Annotated in this window: 14 protein-coding genes, 1 tRNA gene and 1 pseudogene; 2 read left to right on the top strand and 14 right to left on the bottom strand. The window is 37.7% G+C overall.

Translation table 11 applies throughout. From position 1 onward, the window contains the following. Positions 1-583 precede the first annotated feature (583 nt). From ygjK to ruvA, 4 genes are all read right to left on the bottom strand, one after another. Positions 584-2923 (bottom strand): alpha-glucosidase, encoded by a 2340-nt coding sequence (gene ygjK, locus HMPREF2810_RS09065; RefSeq protein WP_002383486.1) that lies wholly within the window; start codon positions 2921-2923, stop codon positions 584-586. Positions 2924-3101: 178 nt separating this feature from the next. Beyond that, positions 3102-3800 (bottom strand): N-acetylmannosamine-6-phosphate 2-epimerase, encoded by a 699-nt coding sequence (locus HMPREF2810_RS09060; RefSeq protein ID WP_002370615.1) that lies wholly within the window; start codon positions 3798-3800, stop codon positions 3102-3104. A 141-nt stretch (positions 3801-3941) separates the two neighbouring features. Further along, a complete protein-coding gene (ruvB, locus tag HMPREF2810_RS09055) occupies positions 3942-4958 on the bottom strand; it encodes a Holliday junction branch migration DNA helicase RuvB (protein ID WP_002383488.1) in 1017 nt (338 codons plus the stop codon). Between the two features lie 12 nt (positions 4959-4970). Further along, positions 4971-5585 carry a Holliday junction branch migration protein RuvA gene (gene ruvA, locus HMPREF2810_RS09050; protein ID WP_002367580.1) on the bottom strand — a complete coding sequence of 205 codons (615 nt, stop codon included), beginning with the start codon at positions 5583-5585 and terminating at the stop codon, positions 4971-4973. A 217-nt stretch (positions 5586-5802) separates the two neighbouring features. On the opposite strand from ruvA, the gene HMPREF2810_RS09045 reads away from it, so the two are divergent. Both HMPREF2810_RS09045 and HMPREF2810_RS09040 read left to right on the top strand, forming a co-directional pair. Further along, positions 5803-6789: an LLM class flavin-dependent oxidoreductase gene (locus HMPREF2810_RS09045; RefSeq protein ID WP_002383490.1), complete on the top strand. Its 987-nt coding sequence runs from the start codon at positions 5803-5805 to the stop codon at positions 6787-6789. A gap of 14 nt (positions 6790-6803) precedes the next feature. Continuing rightward, the gene (locus tag HMPREF2810_RS09040) at positions 6804-7028 is read left to right on the top strand and encodes a DUF896 domain-containing protein (protein WP_002356070.1); all 225 of its coding nucleotides are present in this window, start codon (positions 6804-6806) and stop codon (positions 7026-7028) included. Positions 7029-7076: 48 nt separating this feature from the next. Here HMPREF2810_RS09040 and HMPREF2810_RS09035 read toward each other — a convergent pair whose 3' ends face one another. The 10 genes and pseudogenes from HMPREF2810_RS09035 to HMPREF2810_RS08990 all read right to left on the bottom strand — a co-directional run bounded on the left by HMPREF2810_RS09035 (position 7077) and on the right by HMPREF2810_RS08990 (position 22677). Next, positions 7077-8756: a peptide ABC transporter substrate-binding protein gene (locus tag HMPREF2810_RS09035; protein WP_002361487.1), complete on the bottom strand. Its 1680-nt coding sequence runs from the start codon at positions 8754-8756 to the stop codon at positions 7077-7079. Positions 8757-8891: 135 nt separating this feature from the next. Beyond that, a pseudogene (locus HMPREF2810_RS09030) lies at positions 8892-12806 on the bottom strand (5'-nucleotidase C-terminal domain-containing protein); the annotation flags it as partial. Between the two features lie 56 nt (positions 12807-12862). Beyond that, positions 12863-12936: transfer RNA gene (locus HMPREF2810_RS09025), tRNA-Ile, on the bottom strand. 88 nt (positions 12937-13024) lie between these two features. Then, complete coding sequence (locus HMPREF2810_RS09020; protein ID WP_048942155.1) at positions 13025-13858, bottom strand: peptidoglycan recognition protein family protein; 834 nt, start codon at positions 13856-13858, stop codon at positions 13025-13027. After that, positions 13842-14246, bottom strand: coding sequence for a phage holin family protein (locus tag HMPREF2810_RS09015; RefSeq protein WP_010716872.1), 405 nt, complete (start codon positions 14244-14246; stop codon positions 13842-13844). Before HMPREF2810_RS09015 ends, HMPREF2810_RS09020 begins: the two co-directional genes overlap by 17 nt. 75 nt (positions 14247-14321) lie before the next feature. Beyond that, positions 14322-15821, bottom strand: coding sequence for a BppU family phage baseplate upper protein (locus HMPREF2810_RS09010; protein ID WP_048942549.1), 1500 nt, complete (start codon positions 15819-15821; stop codon positions 14322-14324). Continuing rightward, positions 15821-18088 (bottom strand): phage tail spike protein, encoded by a 2268-nt coding sequence (locus HMPREF2810_RS09005; RefSeq protein ID WP_048942551.1) that lies wholly within the window; start codon positions 18086-18088, stop codon positions 15821-15823. The genes HMPREF2810_RS09010 and HMPREF2810_RS09005 overlap by 1 nt, the downstream gene beginning before the upstream one ends. Further along, positions 18085-18846: a distal tail protein Dit gene (locus tag HMPREF2810_RS09000; protein WP_048942554.1), complete on the bottom strand. Its 762-nt coding sequence runs from the start codon at positions 18844-18846 to the stop codon at positions 18085-18087. Before HMPREF2810_RS09000 ends, HMPREF2810_RS09005 begins: the two co-directional genes overlap by 4 nt. Further along, entirely contained in the window at positions 18846-22115 is a 3270-nt protein-coding gene (locus tag HMPREF2810_RS08995) for a tape measure protein (protein WP_048942556.1), read from the bottom strand. The genes HMPREF2810_RS09000 and HMPREF2810_RS08995 overlap by 1 nt, the downstream gene beginning before the upstream one ends. Then, positions 22108-22677 carry a Gp15 family bacteriophage protein gene (locus tag HMPREF2810_RS08990; RefSeq protein WP_023894568.1) on the bottom strand — a complete coding sequence of 190 codons (570 nt, stop codon included), beginning with the start codon at positions 22675-22677 and terminating at the stop codon, positions 22108-22110. Before HMPREF2810_RS08990 ends, HMPREF2810_RS08995 begins: the two co-directional genes overlap by 8 nt. Positions 22678-22679 lie beyond the last annotated feature (2 nt).

Below are 22679 nucleotides of genomic sequence, written 5' to 3'. Positions count from 1 at the left end.
ATTTTTTCATTTACACAAAATATTTTACACTCTCCCATAATATGCTCCTTTCTATTAATAAGTTAATATTAAGTATTATTTTTTTATTAACTAAAATATAATATTTTATAAAAAATTATTTTTACGAACTTTAATATTACCAAATAATCAAATAATATATTTGTTTAAATTATTTTTTTGCACATTATAATTGTTAGACGTCAACAAATTTAAAAAAACTTTTCTAATTCGTTCTTGAAGAAACTAAGATATCTGTCTTATAATGAAATTCAATATAACTTAGAGCAGGAGGTGTCGCAATGTTTGGTTTCAATATTAGTTTATTTCTTATTACTCGGTTCCGTTAAACCCACTCTTCACTAATCATTGTACAATCAATTCCATCGAATATCTATTTCATTTTTATTAAATAACATTTTTAATAAAAGTACATATATTTTTATTTTTAGATATTTTCTTTAATTAAATGAAATATATTTATTAAAACAAATAAATTACATTCAATTAAATTCAGAAGGAAACAGATTGTAGCAAGTGAAGAAAAAAACAGCTCTTGAGTGATATTTCCTCAAGAGCTGTTTTTCTATTTTATCTCAAAAGCGGTTTGCGTTGTGGGGTTATTACTTAATAAGGTGTTTTTATACAGTAAATAGTACGCTGCTGCTGACCAACTAAAGTTTTTCGTACTTAAGCCCTTCCCTGTCAGTGGATCATAATTTTCATGAATAGGGCCTTCTCCCATCAATCCTTCGGCATGTAAGAAGAGTTTTTGTGTCATTTCTTTTGCTTCTTTTGTATAGTCATAGTTTTGAAGAGCTTCTACACCAAACAAGGCTTGATCAAGCCAAACTGGTCCTCGCCAGTATTTCGTTGCAGCAAATTTTTCATTGTCTTTGGATGCCGTTGGGAATGGCATAAAGGTATTAAACATTTCTTGATTCATCATGTTTTTCTTAACTGCCGCCGCCTGTTCTTTGGTCGCTACTTTTGCCCAAAGCGGCAACCAGCCTTCTGTTCCTTTGCCACGATTGACTAACAATTTTGTTTTCGAGCCGTCTTCATTTATTTGTAAGTCATAGAAGAAGCCCGTTTTTTCATCAAACATATTTTCTTGAATATATTTTTTTAGTTTCTTCGCTTCTTTTTGATAGTTCTTATAGTCCTCTTTTTTGCCTAGTTCTTCTGCTATCGAAGCTAAATAGCCCTTTTCAGCGTAGAGATACGCATTCAAATCCACTGATTCTTGATTAATCGAATACCCCACTACTTTTCCTTTATTTTTATTTTCAAAAACTTTAACTCCGTCATCGCCTTTGCCCACACCTTCTTTGTCAAACCGTGTAGCGTTATCCATACCACTTTCCCACGCGGCTGCTTCAATAACAGCATCATCATCCACTTTAGGTTGGCCATTTTTATCTTTAATGATTTGATCCTTGTCGTCTTTTTGCCAGTGAGCATCACTGACCATGCTTCCATATTCTGCTATCCCATTTTTATTGTGGTCTCTGTTGGTATACCACCAATTATGATAAGCCACAAGTTTGGGATACATTTCTTTTAAAAATTCCTTATCTTTGGTTTCTTGATAAATATGCCAAACTGCCCATGCAGCCAATGGTGGTTTAGAATTTCGTTCATTCCAGTTGCCACCTTCACCACCACGCGCACTGTCTTGATTGTAAAAGACAGCATCAATGATCGCTCCTGCATCTTGTGGACGTACGGTATCATCTTTTTGAATTTGATAATCAAACAAGGCCCGCATATTATTTTTAGCTAACTCAGGATTAAAATCAGCCGTTGCTACATCCGCTTTCCACGAATCCCAAGCCCACATACCAATAAACCATTTATAAGACATGGACGGAACAATCCCGTCATGCTTAAAGGCACCTGCCGCACTTCGCCAATTGGTATTAATCGTTTCAATCGATTTGACTAGCGCATTTTGATATTCAGGAAATTCTGCTGTTTTCTTTTGATCAAACGTTTTATCTAGATATCCTTGCCATCTTTGCTTGTTCTCTTTGAAATAGCGTGCCGCATTTTTGGTATATTCGGGTGCTTGTTGTTGTTCCTTTGCCTCTTCTTCTTTTGTAAAAGTATAGCTTTCTGTCGTATAGGTGTTGTACGTTTGTTTAGGCTTCAATTCAATTGGTTCAGCGGTCGCTGTATAATTCCGATTATCAATTTTTGTTGAAACTTTATCCGCATGATGAATCGTATATTTTGTGTCTTTCGTAGCAAAATAATTCCACGTTTCTCTGACTTCACCAAAATTCACTTGAATGTCATTGTCTTTAGCAGTTAAACGAGTGCCAATATCTAAGGTTTCCGTTCCCTCTTGAATTTTGTCAAAGACCGCACCTGTCCAGCTTGCTTCAAGTGACAAGGGATCTTCACCAGTGTTTTCAAGTGTCGTTTGGATAAGCGCCGTTCGATTGCTGACAAAAATTAAAGCTAAATGAATCGTTACATCGTCTAATTCATAGGTTTGCTCTAGGCGCCCAGGATAATAAGACAGGTCCATGCGGTTGCTTTGGCTTAAATCATAGGTTTCTCCCGTTTTTTTATTTTTGACCGTTAATTTGTTTAAACTTGCCGCCAAGTTTACTGGATATTCTTCCGCAATAATCAATGGCCCCGCAAAACCACCCAGTAGCTCTTTATTACTTTTTTCAGGTAAATAGTAGCCATGCCATGCACCTAAATCAGAAAAATTATTAAAATAATTGGTATCGTATACGCCATTCGTCCGTTCGGTTGGTGATGCACTCACATCTAAAACATTTGCAAATTCATCAACTTTTGTTCTTTCAATACTTGCTTGCACTTCCCCGCTTAACGCAAAACAGCTGACTACGGTGATTCCTAACGCTAACCAAGTAGACACCCGTTTCTTTTTTGATAAACCCTTCATAAAACCCCTCCTATAAAAATGATAGCGCTTTATACACTGATTTATTATCAGCAAGGACTATGCCAAACGGAGTGTATCCCTTTTCATTATTGAAAGATTCCACTTTCTCTAGAAAAAAAGCGATCGTATCGAAGTGTATTGATCAAAAAATAACGAGTGTATCGATAGTGTATTTAGTTTATGCTTGATTCTGTTTTATTTTCGTAGCTTCCACAAATTTTTCAGTAATTTTTTGCGGTCGTGTAATAACAGATCCCACCACCACGCTATAAGCACCTAGCTCCAGAACACGTTGGACTTTTGCTGGCGTATCAATCATTCCTTCTGCAATGATTGGTGTAGTAAAATGCTTCTTTGCTTCTCTTAACAGTTCAAAATCATTTTGTTCAATCCGCTGATTTTCACTTTGCGGCGTATAGCCGACTAACGTTGTGCCAATATAATCAAAGCCTAACTCCGCCGCTTCAATCATCTCTTCCAGCGTGGAACAATCCGCCATCCATTCTTGGTTAGGATACTTTTCTTTTATTCTTTTGAAAAATGTGGCTAACGTTTCGCCATTTGGTCGTTTCGAATGGGTTGCATCGAGAGCGATAATTTCTGGCTGAACAGCCATTAATTCATCTACCTCACGCATAGTTGCGGTAATATATACTTCTGCGTCAGGATAATCTCGTTTAATAATCCCAATGATTGGTAAATCTACCTCTTTCCGGATTGCTCGAATGTCTACCACAGAATTTGCTCGAATGCCTTTAGCCCCTCCTTGTTTAGCGGCCAAAGCCATCTTGGACATGATAAAAGAACTATGCAACGGTTCGTCTGCCAACGCTTGGCAAGAAACAATTAATGCCCCTTTGATTTCTTTATTCAACATTGATCCCTCCAATTTAAAAGCGATTACAAACACAGTATACCTACAACAGCTGAAATATGCCACTCTCCCAAATAAGAACAAACGTTTCACGTGAAACAAAAGAAAGCAAGCGGTTAAGGCTTGCTTTCTTTTGACTTATTTTTAATTTTTATGACCCTCTAAATAATCATACCCAAAATGTGCATACGCAAATGGCGTTGCAATTCGTCCTCGCGGTGTTCGTTTAATGAAACCTTTTTGAATAAGATAGGGTTCATACATATCTTCCACCGTTTCGGTTTCTTCACCGATGTTTACAGACAAGGTACTTAAGCCAACCGGACCGCCGCCGTATAAATCAATCATTGTTTTCAACAATTTTTGATCGACATAATCCAAGCCTTGATGGTCCACTTGTAGCAAGGTTAACGCTTTGTCTGCAATCGCTCGGTCGATTTTGCCATCTGATTGGACTTGGGCAAAATCACGGACACGTTTTAACAAACGATTAGCAATTCGGGGGGTTCCTCTTGAGCGGCGCGCAATTTCAAAGGCACCTTCCTCAAAAATCTCCGTTTGAAAAATATCTGCGGAACGGAGAACGATTTCTTTTAAATCCTGCTCTTGATAATACTCCATGTGAGAAATAATCCCAAAACGATCTCGTAATGGCGCTGAAAGCATACCTGCCCGTGTGGTAGCGCCCACTAAAGTAAAAGGCGGTAATGGAAAATGAACGGGATGTGCCGTGGTTCCTTGACCAACCATGATATCAATGTAAAAATCTTCCATTGCGGAATACAGCATTTCTTCCACCACTCGCGGCAAACGATGAATTTCATCGATAAATAACACATCACCAGGCTCTAATTCGTTCAAAATAGCGACTAAATCTCCCGCCCGTTCGATGGCTGGTCCACTTGTGGTACGAATGTTCACATTCATTTCATTGGCGATGACCATCGCCATTGTCGTTTTCCCTAAACCTGGCGGACCATAAAGAAGGGTATGATCCAACGCTTCATTCCGATTTTTCGCCGCTTCAATATAAATCGTTAGTTCTTGTTTTACTTTGTCTTGACCAATATATTGTGCTAAAAATTGTGGACGTAACGATTTTTCAATTGAAGCTTCTGCTTCTTGACTTGCAGCTGAAAGCAACCGTTCTTCTTCTGTCATCGTTATTCCTCCTTAGCGTTTCATCATGAATTTTAACGCATTGCTTAAATAAACATCTGTCGTTGTCTCACCTAACGCTTCCAATTGCTTAGTGATACGCTTAATCTCTCGGTCACTGTAGCCTAGGGCACTTAATGCTTCTAACGCTTCTGCCAATGCTTGATTGCTTGTTGTCACCGCTTCGGTTGCGGTCATGGCCGCAACCGCTGCTTCGGAAGACTCTAATTCGCCTAATTTTCCTTTTAAATCTAAAATCATTTGTTGGGCTGTTTTCTTGCCAACACCTGGGAACTTCGTTAAATATGTAACATCTTCCCCTTCAATTGCATTGATTAAACCACCATGATCAGCCACAGAAGCCATGATAGCTAAGCCACTTTTAGGGCCAATTCCAGAGACACTGATTAATTTTAAGAACAATTGTTTTTCATCTAAACTGCCAAAACCAAATAAAAGTTGTGCATCTTCCCGCACGACTTGGTGAAGATATAGTTTAATATCCGTATCCATTTTTCCTGAATAGCGATACGGGTTATCGACTGAAATCTGATAGCCAATGCCATTTGTTTCAACGACAATATAGTATGGGCTAACAAACGTTACTTTTCCAATAATATATTCGTACATGTTGTCACCTTTCCAATTGCTGATTGCGTACATATGTTCCATTTTAACACAAAGCATCAAAAAGCCATAGTGGAGAATTTTTTATCATCGACCTTGGCTACATCTATTTGTTACTTTTCGCTCACTAGGGAATTAAAAAGTGCGTACTATTTTTTTGACATGTTTGCGTAATAATAGCGGTAGCTTCAAAAAAACAACCAAAAAGGAGACTACATACATGAAATTAAGTATCTTAGATCAATTAACGGTTCCTAAAAATCAATCAGCAAGCGACACATTACAAGAAGCCAAAGAACTCGCTCAATTAGCGGAAAAACTTGGTTACACAAGAATTTGGTATGCCGAACATCACGGCTCAGACGCCTTTGCCAGTGCAACGCCAGAAATTTTAGTTGCACATATTGCTAGTGCCACCGAAAAAATTCGTGTTGGCGCGGGTGGCATCATGACCATGCATTATGCGCCATTTAAAGTCGCAGAAACGTTTAAAACGTTAGTAGCTTTATATCCTGATCGAATCGATTTAGGCATGGGCCGCTCGCCTGGTGGCAGCCCATTAACTACGTTGGCGTTAAATAATGGTCAGCCACCACAACTAGATCAATTTGATAAATTACCTGAAATTTTACTCTTTTTAAAAGAGGAATTTCCTGAAGATCATTTATATTCTAAAATTTCAGCTGTTCCGCGGGAAGTTCTATTACCACAACCTTGGTTACTAGGTGCTAGTAAAGAAAGCGCACGTTCAGCTGGTGAATATGGCATTAATTTTTCCTTTGCACAGTTTATTCATGGACATTTGCCCAAAGAAGTATTGTCAGCATATTACAAGCATTTCCGACCAGTAACTGAACAACAAGAGCCTCAAGTGAGCGCTGCGTATTTCACTTTTGCCGCCGACACGAAAGAAGAAGCAGAATACCATGCGGCTAGTTTCGAGCATTATATCTTTGCCACCGAACATGGGCTTCCTAATAAATTTTTATCGCCAGAAGAAGCCCTAGCTTTCCCTTACAGTGAAATGGACAAACTGGTTTTAGAACAGAATAAACAACGCTTTGTCATTGGTAGTAGCCAAGAAGTTGCGGAGTTTTTCCACCAACAAGAAGAACTAGGGTTGACAGAAGCAATGCTAATCACCCCAGGCTATGACAAACAAACGCGCTTTCAATCGTTTGAACGCCTAGCAAAAGAATTATTATAGAAAGGAAATGAGAAATGTTAGAGGTTTTAAAAAGAATTAATACGCTTGCACAAAAAGAGCGTGAACAAGGTTTAACATCTGAAGAACAAGCTCTTCGTGTCGATTTGCGACAAGAATATTTGCGAACCATTCGTGAACAATTCAATAAAACATTAATGGGCGTCACTATTTATGATCCTACTGGTGAAGATGTAACCCCAGAAAAATTAAAAGAAGAACAGCAGAAATATTTTGATTAAAAGAGACACAGAACAGTCGATTTGACTTGTTCTGTGTCTCTTTTTTAACTACTCTTCTGTTACATATGTCCACTTATAATCATATTGTGCACCAGCACCATGGGCAACGACACCTTTTACTTCTTTACTGCGTAGATGGGCAGTCGCCTTTTGATAAAGTGGGGCTAAAGCGGTCTCTTCACCAATCAATAACTTCTCAGCCTTAACCATGTCTTCCCAACGTTTTTCAGGATCTGAAGCATCTCTTGTGGCTGAAGCCTCGATCAACTCATCGTAGGCTTTACTTGAAAAACGCCCGCGATTATAGTTATTACCAGTAACAAAAAGGTCTAAGAAACTACTTGGATCTGCGTAATCCGCAGCCCAACCACCTAAGATTGTCTCAAAATCGCCGCGACTGCCTCGATCAATTCGAACTGAAAACGGCACTGGGCTCACTGTTACATCAATGCCCTCTAAAGTATCCTTTAACGTACCTTGAATATATTCCGCTAACTTTTTCGTAGAATCGACATCATCGGCAACAATATCCATTTTGAGTGTTGTTATGCCCAATTCTTTCTTAGCTTTTGCCCAATATTCTTTTGCTTTTTCTGGGCTATATTCAACAATTTTTTTATTTTCATCAGCAAAATCTTTGTCATCTGTCGGCGAATACGACATCCCTTCTGGAATTAAGCCGGTAGCGACTACTGAGCCGTCGCCTAAAATTTTATCTACTAATGCGTTGCGATCAATCGCTGCTGAAATTGCTTTGCGTAAATTCACATTATTATACGGTGAATTTTTATCTCGCTGATTAAATTCCAAATAGCTGGTTCGTGCTTCTTTTTCGATAACCAATTCTGGATCCTTCGCCATTTGCTGGGCCAATTCGCCACTTAAAATAACATCGTCTGCTTGACCATCTTGGAATAAGTTCAAGGCAGTTGGCGCCTCCTTGACAACATCAAAATTGATTTTATCTAATTTGACATTGTCTTTATCCCAATAGTTTTCATTTTTTTCCAAAGTCCAATTGGTATCTGAGCCAGCCCCTTCAAAGTTAGCTAAGACAAACGGACCATTATAGACTGCTTTTTCACTGGAAGCAGCGTAATCTTTGCCATATTTCTCTACGGTTGCTTGATGTTGCGGGAAAAATAGTGGAAAGGCCAGTAAATAATCAAAATATGGTGTTGGTTTTGCCAGTTTAATTTCTAGCTCGTAATCTCCGTTTGCTTTAATGCCTAATTCAGAGACTGGTTTCTTACCAGCTACAATATCTGCGCCGTTTTCAATCATTTCTAGAAAATAAGCATACTCAGCGCCAGTCTGAGGATCTGCTGTACGTTGCCAACTAAAAACATAATCGGCAGCTGTGACAGGATCACCATTGGACCATTTTGCTTCTTCTCTTAGTTTCACTGTGTACGTCAGACCATCATCACTGACTTGCACTTTTTCTTTAGCTCCTGCTGGTTGCGGCTTGCTTTTATCATCTAAACGATAAATTCCTTCATACGCATTATTCAGTGCCGTAAAACTAATTGTATCTGTTCCTAAAGATAAATCTGCAGAAGGCATTTCTTGTTGAACCACTACTTTAAATTCTTGTTTAGCGGCAGTTTTCTCTGATCCGCCCTTTGCTTTTTCGGCGCCAGCTCCCCCATCACCACCACAAGCAGCTAAAACTAATAGCGTTGTTAAACTTAACCCGATAAGTCCTTTTATACGTTTACTTTTCATGCCTTTCTCCCTTCACATAAAAAACTCTTCATTTTTTAATTTTTGGAATATTCTTATAATACTAAAATTAAAAACAAATGGCAAGCATTAAAATAAAAAAAGAACCAATCCCGAAGGACGGTTCTTAAAAAATGACTAACTAGCTTTGTTACATCGTTTATAAATATACCAGCCAGAAGAAGAAAGTCCAACGAACAGTAAACCATATAATGCAAGCGTTTCTGTTTCTGTACCCGTTTTAGGTAAAAAGCCGCCATACTTTTTCTTCTCTGTTACGGATGGATTGCTCTGTCTTGCTCCCGCTTTGTTTTGTTTATTGGTTGCTACTGGTGTTTCTGGTGTTGGTTTCGGGTCTGATTTTGGATCTGGTTTTGGATCTGGTTTCGGATCTGGTTTTGGATCTGGTTTTGGATCTGGTTTTGGCGTCTCTCCTCCACCGATTAACTCTTTGTAAGCTTCTTCCGAAATAGAAACAATTCGTTCGCCTGGGAATGGTTCTTTATATTGTGCTAAATCAATCGTCGTTGCTGCACGATACAACCGCAAGCTGGTTGCACTTTTCAAGTATTCAATTAAGACAGCATCTAGTGAAATCCCTTCTTCTCGTTCACCACCTAGCATATCGTAACCATCACCACCAGCAGCTAAGAAATCATTGGTAGCCATCCGGTATTGTTTCTTCTCATCCAATGGTTCAAACTTTTGTGTTTGCCGATTTTTAATTTCTATTCCTAATACGCGACTACCGACAATCGTTTGTCCTGTTTCATTGCCTTCGTCACTAGCCAAGCGAGTACCTGGTTTTGTGGAATCATAGTGGATACGAATGGAGCTTGAAACATGTAGGAAACCACCATTTGCGCCAAGTTTTGGTTGGCCAGCATCATCTAGTAAAATTGTGCCATTCTCATCTTTTTGTGGAATCGAACGAACAGACATTTCAAACATTTCTTTAACTTGAGCACCGGTTACTTGAATTTGCGCAATGCTATTGCCAAAAGGTAACACAGCAATGACATCCCCAACTTTAATCGGTCCTTGCTTAATATCAGCGCGAATGCCGCCACCATTAGTTACTGCAAAATCAGCAGGTTGACTAAACGCGTCTTGGCCATATGACATAATCGCATCACCAATCAAATTCCCTAAGTTGGTCTCTCGTGTGCGCACATTTTCCCGTTGTCCATCCAATGTGAATGGAATATAATCGACAATTACTTTTTCATTTTCAGCGTTAAAATTCGTTCGTGCTTCATCAACGATGGCTTTAACTGCCGGGTTTTCTGGCAATCCTAGCAACTCTTCTGCTGGAATCAATTTTGCTGTTTTCTTAGTTGGTTCATTCTCTGGTGCTGTGACAATTCCAACATTATTTAAATAATTACCTGTTTGAGCATAGATCACTTTGCCATAACGTTTGCCACTTTCGACGGCTGTATGCGAATGTCCATCAATCACATTAATATCTAACTCAGGATATGTTTGACTAAGGGTTTCTGCTAGCGTATCACCACGCCAGATATGCGGCGTCGTTTCATCTACGCCTAAATGCCCAGTAACCACGAAAGCTTGAATATCCGCGTACTTCTCTTTAATTTCATTAATCACCGCTTCTACTTCTGGAATCGGGTCTTTAAATGTCACCTTCTCCACGTTTTTCGGGTGTGTTTTCGTTGCTGTTTCTGGGGTCGTCACACCTACAATGGCAAACTTTTTCCCGGCTTTTTCTACGATTGTATACGGATCAAAAACCCGTCCACTGCCATCTCTGTAATACGTATTACTAGATAAAATCGGAAAATTCAGTTGGTCTTTATAACCTAGTGCAATCTCTAAACCAAAATCAAACTCGTGATTTCCCACCGCCATGGCATCATAACCAACTTCATTCATGGCTTTGGCCATATCCGCGCCTTTGGAGAAATTGGAGATTGGTAATCCTTGGAAAACATCCCCTGCATCCACCATCAAGGTTGGGTTTTCTTGGTCTTTAAAAGTTTTTAGACGCGCCATACCTAATTCGCCTTTCCCTGCTTCTAGTCGTCCATGAACGTCATTTGTATGCATAATGGTATATGCATTATCTAAATCAAAGCCCGCATTACGGACATCTTGTTTCGTAATAGCGGCGGCGTTTGGTGTACGTCCATCAGGAGAAGTCGGAATTTGAAGAGTGCCGTCATTCACTAATTCGATTGCTTTGGCACGCCATTTTTCATCAAAATTTGTCCCAATAATTGACCAATTTCGTTCGATTTCTTGTTCTGGATCAAGCGTTCCTTTTTTCTTAATATAATCAACAATCATTCCTCGTAAGGTTTCTGGATCAGAATTTTTAATAGGTTCCCCTACTTGAATCCCTTGGCTAGCTAAACCGCCGTAACGATAATTATTCATAGCAATCGTATATTCTTTGGCAGGATCCAACGGTTGGCCGTCAATTTTCGCATCTACAATTCGTTCACCCACTGGTTTTGAAATGTCAATCTTGTAGTCCACTCCAGAAATCATGTCATAGTTATATACACGAATGTTTGGATTAAAACTAATGGTCAAATCATCTGGCTGTGTTTGGTTATAGTACGCCCCTTGTTTTTCTAAATACTTCAGTAAGTTTTCACCGTTAATGGGAACACTCACTAAGGTATTCGGGTATTTGTAGATATCAAAAATCGTGGCATAGGAAATCTTCCCCGCAGGTAATTTACTGTCGTATTTAAACAGCGCTGCCGCACTTAATTGTGCACCTGTCACTTCTTTTTGAACGTTATTAATTAAAGAAATCATCGCTGTTGGTTGTAATTGTGCTTCGGGAATTCCTTTAATTTCTTGTTTTGGTAAAAAATCAGCTGTTGCTGTGCCGATCTCCTCCTGAATAAACGCTCGCGTTTGCTCATGGTATTCTTTTGTCGCTGCCTTAACTGCTTCATCTGCTGGAACATTCGTTGTTGGTACAATCGTTGCTGTACCTTCTTGCACTTCCCACTTATCGGCATTTTTAGCAACTGAAAGATCAATTTTGACAACCTCTGTCCCCGTATCTTTCGATCCCCCTACCGGTACAGTTTTTCCATTCGGCGCTGCTCCTTGCTTGGTAAAAGAAAGGTGGTCATGACCCAGAATATACGCATCAATCCCCGCGACATTTTCAATTACTTGGTCGGCGCTGGCAGCCGGATCACTATTTTGTTGTCCCGCATGAATCGAGGCAACAATAATGTCAGCCTGATCGTTAGCTTTCAACTCAGTAACTGCTTTTTCTGCTTCTTCTTTCAAAGGTAAAAAATTAAGCGAAGTAACACGAGGGCCATCCCACAAAGGAATGTGCGGAATTGTTAAGCCGATAATCCCAACTTTTAAATCTGGCTGCCCATCTTGATTAAAATCAAGTTCCTTCGTGGTAGTCCCTTCAACAAAACGAAGACCATCTTCCTTATTGTAGGTATTCGCAGACAAGATTGGAAAAGTGGCTTCTTGTTGAATTTTTTTGATTAACGGTAAACCAAAATTAAACTCATGATTCCCCAAAACCATTGCATCATACCCCATCACATTCATGGCGGTAATCATTGGATGGGTCTTTTCATTCACTAAAGGCGCTTTATTATACAAGTCATCTGTTAAAATAGTGCCTTGAATATTGTCGCCATTATCAATTAAAACGGTGCCTGCTGGGTTTTGCGCCCGGACTTGGTTGACGACTGTACTTACTTGGGACAAACCAACTGGTAGTTCTTTATCATCTTCATAAGACCAATTCCATAATTGACCATGAACATCTGACGTACCTAAAATTGTTATTTTTTGCGGCGTGCTCGTTTCTTCTTTTTCAGCGGTTGACGTTTCTAAATTCGTCGTCTCTGTTGGTGCTGTGGTTTCTTGTGACTGCTTGACACTGTCACTCGTAGCCTGATTTGGTGCTTCTTGTTTGATGTCTGTTGTTTCCTGTGTAATGACTGGTTCTTGTTTTCTACTTGAATCGGTGGTACTTGTTACTGCTTCTGAACTTTGTTGACTCGTTGTTTCTACTGCATATGCCGTACTGGATAATTCCATTTAACGCAAACAAAAAAACCTCGTTCCCTAGAAGAGAGCGAGGTTTTTTATGGACCATACAGGACTCGAACCTGTGACCGAACGGTTATGAGCCGTTTGCTCTAACCAACTGAGCTAATGGTCCTAAAAAGAGCCACCTTAGAAAGGCGACTCAAGAGAAATTTAATAAGTGTGTTATTATTTTACACTACCTATAAATATTTTACTATACTTTATTTCACGACTGGAAACATAGCTTCTAAGCGATTATACCAAGGAGCGTTTTTGTTCCATTTATCTTGTCCGTAGAAAGGAATATCTTTTCCATTGTTTCTCTTGTATAGGTCCTCAATGACTTTCATTTCATCCGGATGAGACACACGTCTTGTATTCACTCCGTTACAAAACATTACCGTCCAAGCATCTCCATTCCATTCTAGTTTACCCGTCTTTGAATTAATTGGTCTTTCGTATAAACATTGCATAGTCGTTTCTCCACCTTTTATATTATTTTGATTGTTATTATTTGAATTGCCATTGCCTTCGTTTGGATTGCCCATATATTTTTTTATTTGGCTAATAAAATAGTCTTTTACGGCATTTGTTTCTTTTCCATGCAATTCCCACGAACGGTGAGGACATGCCGTAGGAACAAATTCTTTGTGTAATCTTACAGTATCTCTATTAGGATGCATTCCCCAAAACTTCATATCTTCAGCAACTTGTTTAAATGTCATTTGTTCATTAGCTAAAAAATCGGCATCGCTAGCACCCATTGATTGACATACTTCATAGCCAACATAGTTCAAATTACCCTCTGGATTCGCTGTGTGCCATGCTGCATTGAATGTATCTTCTACACGTGCAATTGTATTCCGATCAATGTAATAATGAGCAAAACCATTCGCCAGTTGTGTAGGAGACATTACAGCCAAACCATTGACATATTGTGTAGCGGTCGCATAAATACTTCCAGCATCATTATGAATTACAATACCTTTTGGCGTTGGATTGGGACGTTTACCAGCAATCCCTCCACAAACAGATTGATTAATCACTTGCACCATCTTTAGGTTCACCGCCTTTATCATTTTCATCTTTTAATTTACTTAAATGCTCCTTAACCCATGAAGGAAAGGGAACGCCTAACTGCCCTAAGTTTTCAATAATGGAAATGCCATACACTGCTATATAAAATAAGACAAATCCAGTAGCTATTGATTCTAGACCCATGATTTTTAAGTATGGATAAGCAATACTTACTAGGCAAACCACTAAAAGATGTTTTACCAATCCTAGCAATCCTTTTGTGCTATTACCCTCCTTAATGAAAATCCCTTTACATAATCCTGTTAAGATATCCCCTAACACAATCCAGACAAACACTTGGATAAATCCGTTAGAAATCATATTCTTAAATTCTAGTATCAACGCTTGATTATCAATAATCACCATATTTTCCACCTTCCAATAATAAAAACCGCCTAGCTTTCGCTAAACGGTTTATCTTTAGTTTATTCCATCACTATTTTATGTTTCCGGAAAAGCATCTGCAGTGTACCAACTACCACAAACATAATGATTCCCCTTTCTGTCACTACAAAATCTAATTCCCTTCACGCCTTCCTCATATAATGCTCCATAGTTACCTTGAGGATGGGTATACTGTACAGTTGTTAATGCGGTATTCCAATATCCTGCTCTCATTTGTTGATCAACCATAAATCCTTTAGGAATTTTAAAAATTTGGACCATGTTTGGTTTTAATTTATCTGCATCTGTCACGTTTACCCGCAAATAGGCATCGACCTTATTTCCCTTTCGAACTAAAAGAATATTAGTTTCTGCTCCAAAAGCACTTCTGTATGCAGCTTCTACTTCATCAAGTCCTGCTTTTTTGTAAATAAACGTTTCATCTTTTAAAGCAACTTCTTTTCCATTTACTAAAGGAGTTTTAGAAAATTCTTTAGTCCCACCTATACGCTGAGGTTCAGTTATGTTTACAACACTATCTGTAGTAGCCAAAATTTTGAATGGACTATTTTGGGAAGAATTAGGAGAAGTCATTCTAAATGCAATTAAAGGTTTTGTTAACGAATTTATTCTAATTTCTTGATACATAGCTCCCGCGGTGCCCGCAATGGCATGTTGATAAACATATAGAGCAGAATATTTAAATTCAGGCGGCAAATCTGCTTTGTCAGTCATTGCTCCCGCAACTGTAGCATTTAGATAATAAAAACCAGCATAACCTGATAATTCTTTAAATGAAGTTACTCCCTTTGGCAAAGGTAGACCTGAACCATCATCATTAGTTAACTTTTTATTTTGAATGTCAAGGTTTTCCGTCTTACTTAAAAATCTATTATCAGCTTCCTGTTTCGTATAGAAGTTTCCCTCTTTAAACTTTTCAAGTGCTGCATCAACTTCATCTGTTACTGACTTCCCAATGGCTGAAATACGACCTTCTGCATCTACCAATATATCTGTTATTTGTTCTTTTAGCGTATTTAAATCTACCTTGATCGCTTCAATACGTTTTTCAACATCATCATAGTCAGTATTCATTTTATTTAGTGCAGCTTGATATGCTTCATTCAAAGCTTTTACAAGTTTATTGTATTCAGTAATAATTGTTTCAGCTTCTCCGGCATCAATGTCAGCATTTCCTTTAACAATGATTTTAAAGTCTCCCGTAGTATCTCTTTTCCCATCTTTTTGAAACGAAAAATATGCCCTTTTGTACGTCCCTTCTACGCTAAACGCTGCACTAGGAAACGTGTATTCAAATGTTCCTTTTTGCAATCCAGCGTTATTGGAAGAAACGTTTTCAGAATCAAAAACTTTCACTTTTCCACCTGCAGGTTCTCCCTCAAAGGTAATGATTCCACCTGATAAATCTGGTATCTCATCTCGTCGAGAAATTTTCACAGTAATTGTTTGCATTTTTTCATCGCCAACACGACCATAAATAATTGGTGGCATTATTGGATCCTTAGAGAAATCAAGATTTAATATTTTATTTGCCATCAAATCCCTCCTCTATGATATTTTCTTCTATTCTTATTAGGTTTATTTATTTTTTCTTCTAATTGTTCAATTTTTTCAATAAGTTGTTTATTAGTTAAACTGTTAAGCATCACTTGTTTATTCATATCTAAACTTAAATAGTGATCTTCATTATGTTTAACACTTAAAAATGGTGAATATTGAGCAATTAGCCCAAGTTCTCTTTTATTAGAAGGCTGTTCTATTGGATTATTACTTTTATAGTTTTGCTTTCTATCAAATTCCACAAAGTTTAACTTTTTGGTTTCTTTGATACCATCAATCTTCGTATCTGTTATATTCTCCTTTAGCCGAACATCTGATTGATTTAGAATTGAAAAACCATTCATGTTTAAATTAGAGTAAAATCCTAAGTTAACATTGTTATTCACTGTAAATTTTGTACTAACACTAGTATTTACCAATGTTGAATTTTTTATTTCTCCAGACCCTCCAACATAACTTCCACCCATGTTTAAATTTGATATTTGAACCCCTGCGTCAAAAACTGTAAAGTGTCTCGCAACATCGTTCCCTGAGACTTTTTTTGCTCCGACACTTGCTAACACTCCTGGTTCAGAATAAATATGGATTTCTTCTTTGCCTAAAGAAGTAGAAAATGCTCTACCCAGACCTCCTAACTTATTTAAAGTGCCTTCTTTGTTAAATCGCACACCATCAGAATTTAGTTGCATCAATTCAATTTCTCTAGAATCATATATTGAAAATTTGTTAGCATCCATCGTTGATTTTAAAACATTATTATAGTAGTTCTTGATAGCTCCCTTTGACATTATAATTTTGTTATAGCCACTTTCACTTGTAATGTCACTACCTGTAATTGTCACACCTATAATGTTAATAGCTCTCAATGTTCCTGTAGCCATCCTGTCTGCAACAATTAGCCCATTATTTGTCATTGCTAACTCATAGTTACCGTTATATCCAGTTGAGCTAAATCCCAGCCCTCCAACATTCCATCGCCAGACTTTTCTAGCAGTATTTATACTTGTCGTATCCATAATTAATAGTTCTTGAGGATCTGCAAGCGACGGATATATGAGCACATGACCTTTTCCTGGATTTTTGATAATATCAGATGCTTCTTTTTGCGCTTGTTCAAGCCAATCTATTTTGTCTGACAAATCATTAATATTTTCTTTTGAGTCTTCAATTACCTTAGCAAAATCAGTTCTCGCTTCACCTAATTCGATTGACTCATATCGATCTAAAGAAATATTCCACACAGTTTTTACAATTTGTGCCGTTGTATTAATGTTTAATTGATTAAACGCAACCGTTACCCAATCACATAAATCTACAACCTCAAGGCTTTTAAGTTGTTCATCTGAGACGGAACTCGCTAAGTCTACATAACTAGCTTTTATACTCACACGAGGAATCCCCACATTATTAGACTTAATAAACGATTTAACCATGCCGCGTAAAGCTTCAACATCTTTTGGCTCTTTATCACTAAAATCAACCATTTGTATTCTACGTTCCGTATAATTACTGACATAGTCACTATCAATATATATTTCTGGTAGAGTGATTACTTTTTCATCATCGCCATTACCGATTTTAGCCCAGCCATATATTGAAGTATACGTATTTTCAATGGATTCCTCTTGATTAATATCTGTTAAATTTTTACCGTAGGCAATGACTACATTCGTATCGGTACCGGCTTTTGCTAACAAGCGAACTTGATTATTATTAAAAAGATATTCCCCACCGAAATTATCTAAAATTGAACCAGCGACACCGCCTAAAACTTCTTGCGCATTTTTATATTTTGCGGGGTCTGTAAAATCAATTGAAGATGTAGTCCCCACATCACTGTAAAAAGTAAAATCACTTTTAGGCTCCATCTGACTTCTTAATTGATTCAATGCTGTTTGTGCCGAAATATTAGAATATTTGGAACCGATTTTTACCATTGTGCGCAACAATTTATAGCGATAATGCTCACAGTAAACAGTGACAATCCCTTTGATTGGTTTTGTAATTTGTGCAATTTCAAACCGTTGGCTTTTAGCGACCAATGTCGGTCCAGCGTCAGCGACTATCCATCTTCCTACTTTCAGCTCATGAAACAAATTCCCCACCACTGGATACTGGAATGTCATATCATAAATACCATTACGTTCCCTTGTAGAAAGAGGATTTATTGCATCTTGTAAAGGACCTATGCCTAGGGAGTTCCAATTGTTATTTTTCTTATCATGTAAAATAATCGTGCTCATACGGCTAAAGTCCTCCATTTTGGCTTAATTTTAAAATCAGTGATATAGGTATAATTGATAATGCTTTCGCCTGGGGGCAGAGTGATTGGGTTATAACCATCTGTATTTAAAAAGCAATATTTTGTGATATTAACGCCACCATCTTTATAAGCAATGCCTTCTTCGCAATCTAGCGTAATTTTTCCTGTTCCAGCTTCTTTTGCAATCCTGAATTGTTGGCCATTAATATAAATATTACTATCTTGTGTACTACTAGTTTTATTGAAAGTTATAATTGGCAGACTAGAAAAAGCTTCTGGATTCCTAATACCACCTCCACTTTTTATATCTCTTTCATCATCACCATCAAGACGAAAAACGAACGGCTGGCACTTAAAAACAAAATCAACATCTAACCAACTTCTTGTTTTGTCTGCTGCATCTACTTTGCTGTAGCCTAGCGCTTTATAATAGTACTCGCTGTATTCACTAAAAATAAGTGGGGCATAATCTTTCGATAAATAAAGCCACGCAGCTATATCCCTTAACTGCGCAGCAATGGTTGTATCTGGTTGTTTATAAAGTCTTACCGGAAAGACTTTCTCAATATCGTTATATTTTCCTTTATCGTATATGACATCGGAATTTCTTCCGTCAATTTCTGTAAACTGCAGAGCGGCCTCTGGAATAGTAAACATCATTTCATTTCTTATTCGCATAGAGAATTCATTCGATTTTTTTCCTCTAAATTGAAAATATGGATAATTCGTTAAATCCATTATAGCCGCCCCCTTGTTTGTCGTTCTGTGAGTGTTGCCAATTGTTGAGAAGTTTCTTCAATTGATTTCTCATTAGAAAGATCTGCATGTTCAATGTTTATATTGATTGTAGGATTGTATGTTTTCGCAAAGTTGCTATTATTTACAATTTGGCTACCCAAATTAGCAGCGCCCATCATATTTGTGTTTAATGCTAATTCTGGACTAGTAAAGTTAAAATTTGAAAAAGCATTGTCAAATGATAGTGTATCCGCAATTTGATTAGCCATAGGCTTAATTGTTTTTTGGACAGATTTAAAACTCGCTTGTAAGCTTTCATTTAAACCACCCATAATCGCTTTACCAGCTGGAATTAAAAGTTTTCTATCGTAACTAATAGGACCTTTATGTTCTCGTATCCAATCACCAATACCACTGACAAACTCTTTCGTAGCTTCCCATGCATGCGTAAGCCCATCAGTAAAACTTTCCATAATTGCTCGACCAGCCGCAAATAGATCAAAATCCATAGCAGCTTTTACAGTTTCTTTTACACCTTCCCATATATCTGATGCAATGCTTTTTGCTGTACTCCAAGCACTTTCCATTCCTCTTAATGTAGCATCTGCAAGATTTGCTACTGTTGATTTAGTATTTTCCCATTTTTCTGCAGTCGCTTGTTTAACGCCTTCCCATGTTTCAGATGCCCACTGTTTTGCTCCACTCCATGCATTTTTAGCCCATTCTAGAGCGTTCTTTGCAGATTCTGATACTGTAGTTTTTATTCCATCCCATGTTTCGGCAGAAGTTTGCTTAACGCTTTCCCAAGTGTCGGATGCCCACTGTTTCGCTCCGCTCCATGCGTTTTTAGCACCATCAAGCGCACTTTGTGCCAAATTTGAAATTGTACTAGTAATTGCATCCCATACTGTAGAAGCTATATTGCTAATCCCTTCCCATATATCACTTAAGAAGTTTTTTCCAGTTTCCCAAACCGTTTTTACAAAATTGACTACGCCTTCAACATATGAACCAATTATCTGTTGTATGCCGTCCCAGATCATACTACCGGCTTCTTTTATACTTTCCCAAATCATTGATAAGTCTTCCTTTAATTGTTCCCAATCGCCAGTTATCAAATCAATTAATAGTAGTATAGGGCCCATAATTACAGATTTAATCAATTCCCAAATGCCTTCCGCAGTCGTTTTAATTCCTTCCCATATACCAGTAATTGTTTCTGTGAAATTATTCCAGAGTTCTACAATGCCATCAACAATAATCATCACTGTTGGACCTATGGTTTCCCAAATAGTGTTAAATACATCAACCGCAGACTGCCAAATACCTTTCAAAAATTCAACAGACGTATTAAATGCCGAAATAATTCCATCTAATAAACTTTGGAAAAATTCTGTTACACCGCTCCACAAGTCTTTCACTGTTTCTATACTAGATTTAAAGATAGACGTTATATCTTCACCTAGTTTTTTGAAAAAATCCATCGTACCCTTCCAGAGCTCTTTAACCGTTTTAACTGCAGAATCAAAAATATCTGTTATTCCTTCCCAAACCCCTTTGAAGAAATCGACCATACCTTCCCAAGCCTTTACAAGCCAGTCTGTAAAAGCCTTCCATGCTTTTTGGCCAGATTTAGTTTTGGTTATCCAATAAACTAATCCAGCGATTAGCGCTGCTATGGCTCCTACTATTAAAAAAATCGGATTAATAGACATAACTGCATTAAACGCCGTTTGTATTCCTGTCCCAATTTTAGTAATTAAGTTCCAAGCTTTCTGTGCTTTAACTACTAGATTGATATATGTTTGCCAAGCTTTGTAATACAGAACAACGCCAGATATAGCGACACCTAAGGCTACTATTACCCCTTTAAAAACATCTGATGCAGTCGAACCGCTATCAATCCATTTTATAAAATCTTTAGCTTTTTCGGTTACTTTTAAAAAAGTATCTACTAGCAATATAACAGTATCTATTAAAGTCTCGGTAATAGAAGTGCTTGTTTCTCCTAGATTAAAACTACCAAAGAAATTGGCAACTGCTTCAACAGAATCGAACAAAATATCTTTTAAATTATTAAATGCAGCTCCTAATTTTTCTGGAACATCAACAGAACCCAGAATATCAAAAAAGTATTGAATATTTTCTAATACATCTAACACAACATCTTTCAAGGTAGTAAACACACTTGATAAGATATCAATTAAACTTGAACTTTCACTACTTTTCGATATTTCTCCCCAAAATCGTTGAAGAATATTTATTACATCATATACAATAAATCCTATTATTTTGAAAGCTTGATCGAATGTATCAGAAAATATTTTTATTATTGATTGATTATCAGCAAAAGCCTTTTTTATTGAATCAATAACAGGAATTAAGCCATCCATGGCTTTTGTAATCGCTGAAAACGTATTATTTACAATGCCTTTTAAGCTATTCAAATTAGCCGCAATACTTTTTCCAGAAACTTTCGTTACGATCTCATCAAATTTAGTTAACACATTTGCCATTCCATTAGTTACGGAGTTTTTTAAGTTTGAAAAAGAAGTAGCTATACCTTCTGTAGTTTTTCGAGCGACTTCTTTTGTTCCGCCTAAGCCATCTTGGATATCAATTAACCCTTGGTTGAACTGTTCAACGGTAACCTGACCACTTTGTAAGGCTTTGTACAAATCTTGTTGCGCAGATTTGCCTGTAAAGCCAAATTTTTCTGCTAACTTATCTAAGCCAAAACCCATGGTTTCTTGTAAAGTTGTGTATGAATCTAGGTCAACTTTACCAGTACGTAGAATTTTCATATATTGTTCTGTACCACGTTGTGCTTTTTCACCACTAGAACCACTAGCAAGTAAAGCATTGTTTAAAGCAAGTGTACTGTCAGCCGCTAAATCGGCATCTTTAAAAACACTATACATTTGTTGCGTAGTGTCACTCACATCTTGCAATTTCGTTGGTAGCCCATCAATTCCTTCTTTCAACTTATTCGTTGCACGGGTAGCATCATCTGTACTAGCTCCCATAGCTGTTAATACTTTAGGAAACTGGTTCAACTTGTCAAAACGTGTAACTGCTCCTTCAATTGAGCCTTTTAAGACATCAAATGCTGCACTGCCCAACTTAACGAGCCCCATCGCTTTGACCATGTCTCCAATGCCTCGACTTGCTTTGGCGGACTTGCCTTCCAATTGGTCTAATTGATTATTTAGCCCTGTGACGTCCTTCCCATTCACATCGACATCAATTACTACACTTCCATCAGCCATCTTCTTCCTCCTCCCTTACGTAATTTGGTAATGCATAACGCCTTTGAAGTTCTCTCATTTGTTCCTTGTGTTCAGTACTTTCTCCTTTTTGCGGTTTCCAGTTACGGATACTTTTAATTTTTTGAATAGGCGTGTCATCTGGCAACGTTTCTAGCAATACTTGGAATTCTTCCCAAGACAAACGGCCCTGTTCCTCAAATAAATTGATACCTATTTGTCGAAAAGAGGCATAAATGTATTTTGCATCTAATACAATGTCCATATCTTTACTGACTGGTTTCATTGGCATAACATTTCCTAATTCATCGGTTACCACTTCTGATTTTTTACCAAAGACGAGATAGGTATCGTATAGTTCTCTGAACATCACAAACTGAGATATAATATCTAGTCCTACATCACCAACTAAAATCTTTATACAAGTCTCTACCTTGTCTGGAAGATTCATCCCGTCATCAGACAGCACATCGAAAACATCCAACACACGATCAAAAGCAAGATTTAGAGGATACTCTTTCTCTTCAAACTCAAAAAAAGAGGGCAGCGGATCGTTTAACCGCATTG

Source organism: Enterococcus sp. HMSC078F03, from assembly GCF_001811595.1.
Taxonomy (GTDB): domain Bacteria; phylum Bacillota; class Bacilli; order Lactobacillales; family Enterococcaceae; genus Enterococcus; species Enterococcus faecalis.
Note: the sequence above shows the minus strand (reverse complement) of the source record. Positions and strands in the feature narration are given on the sequence as shown.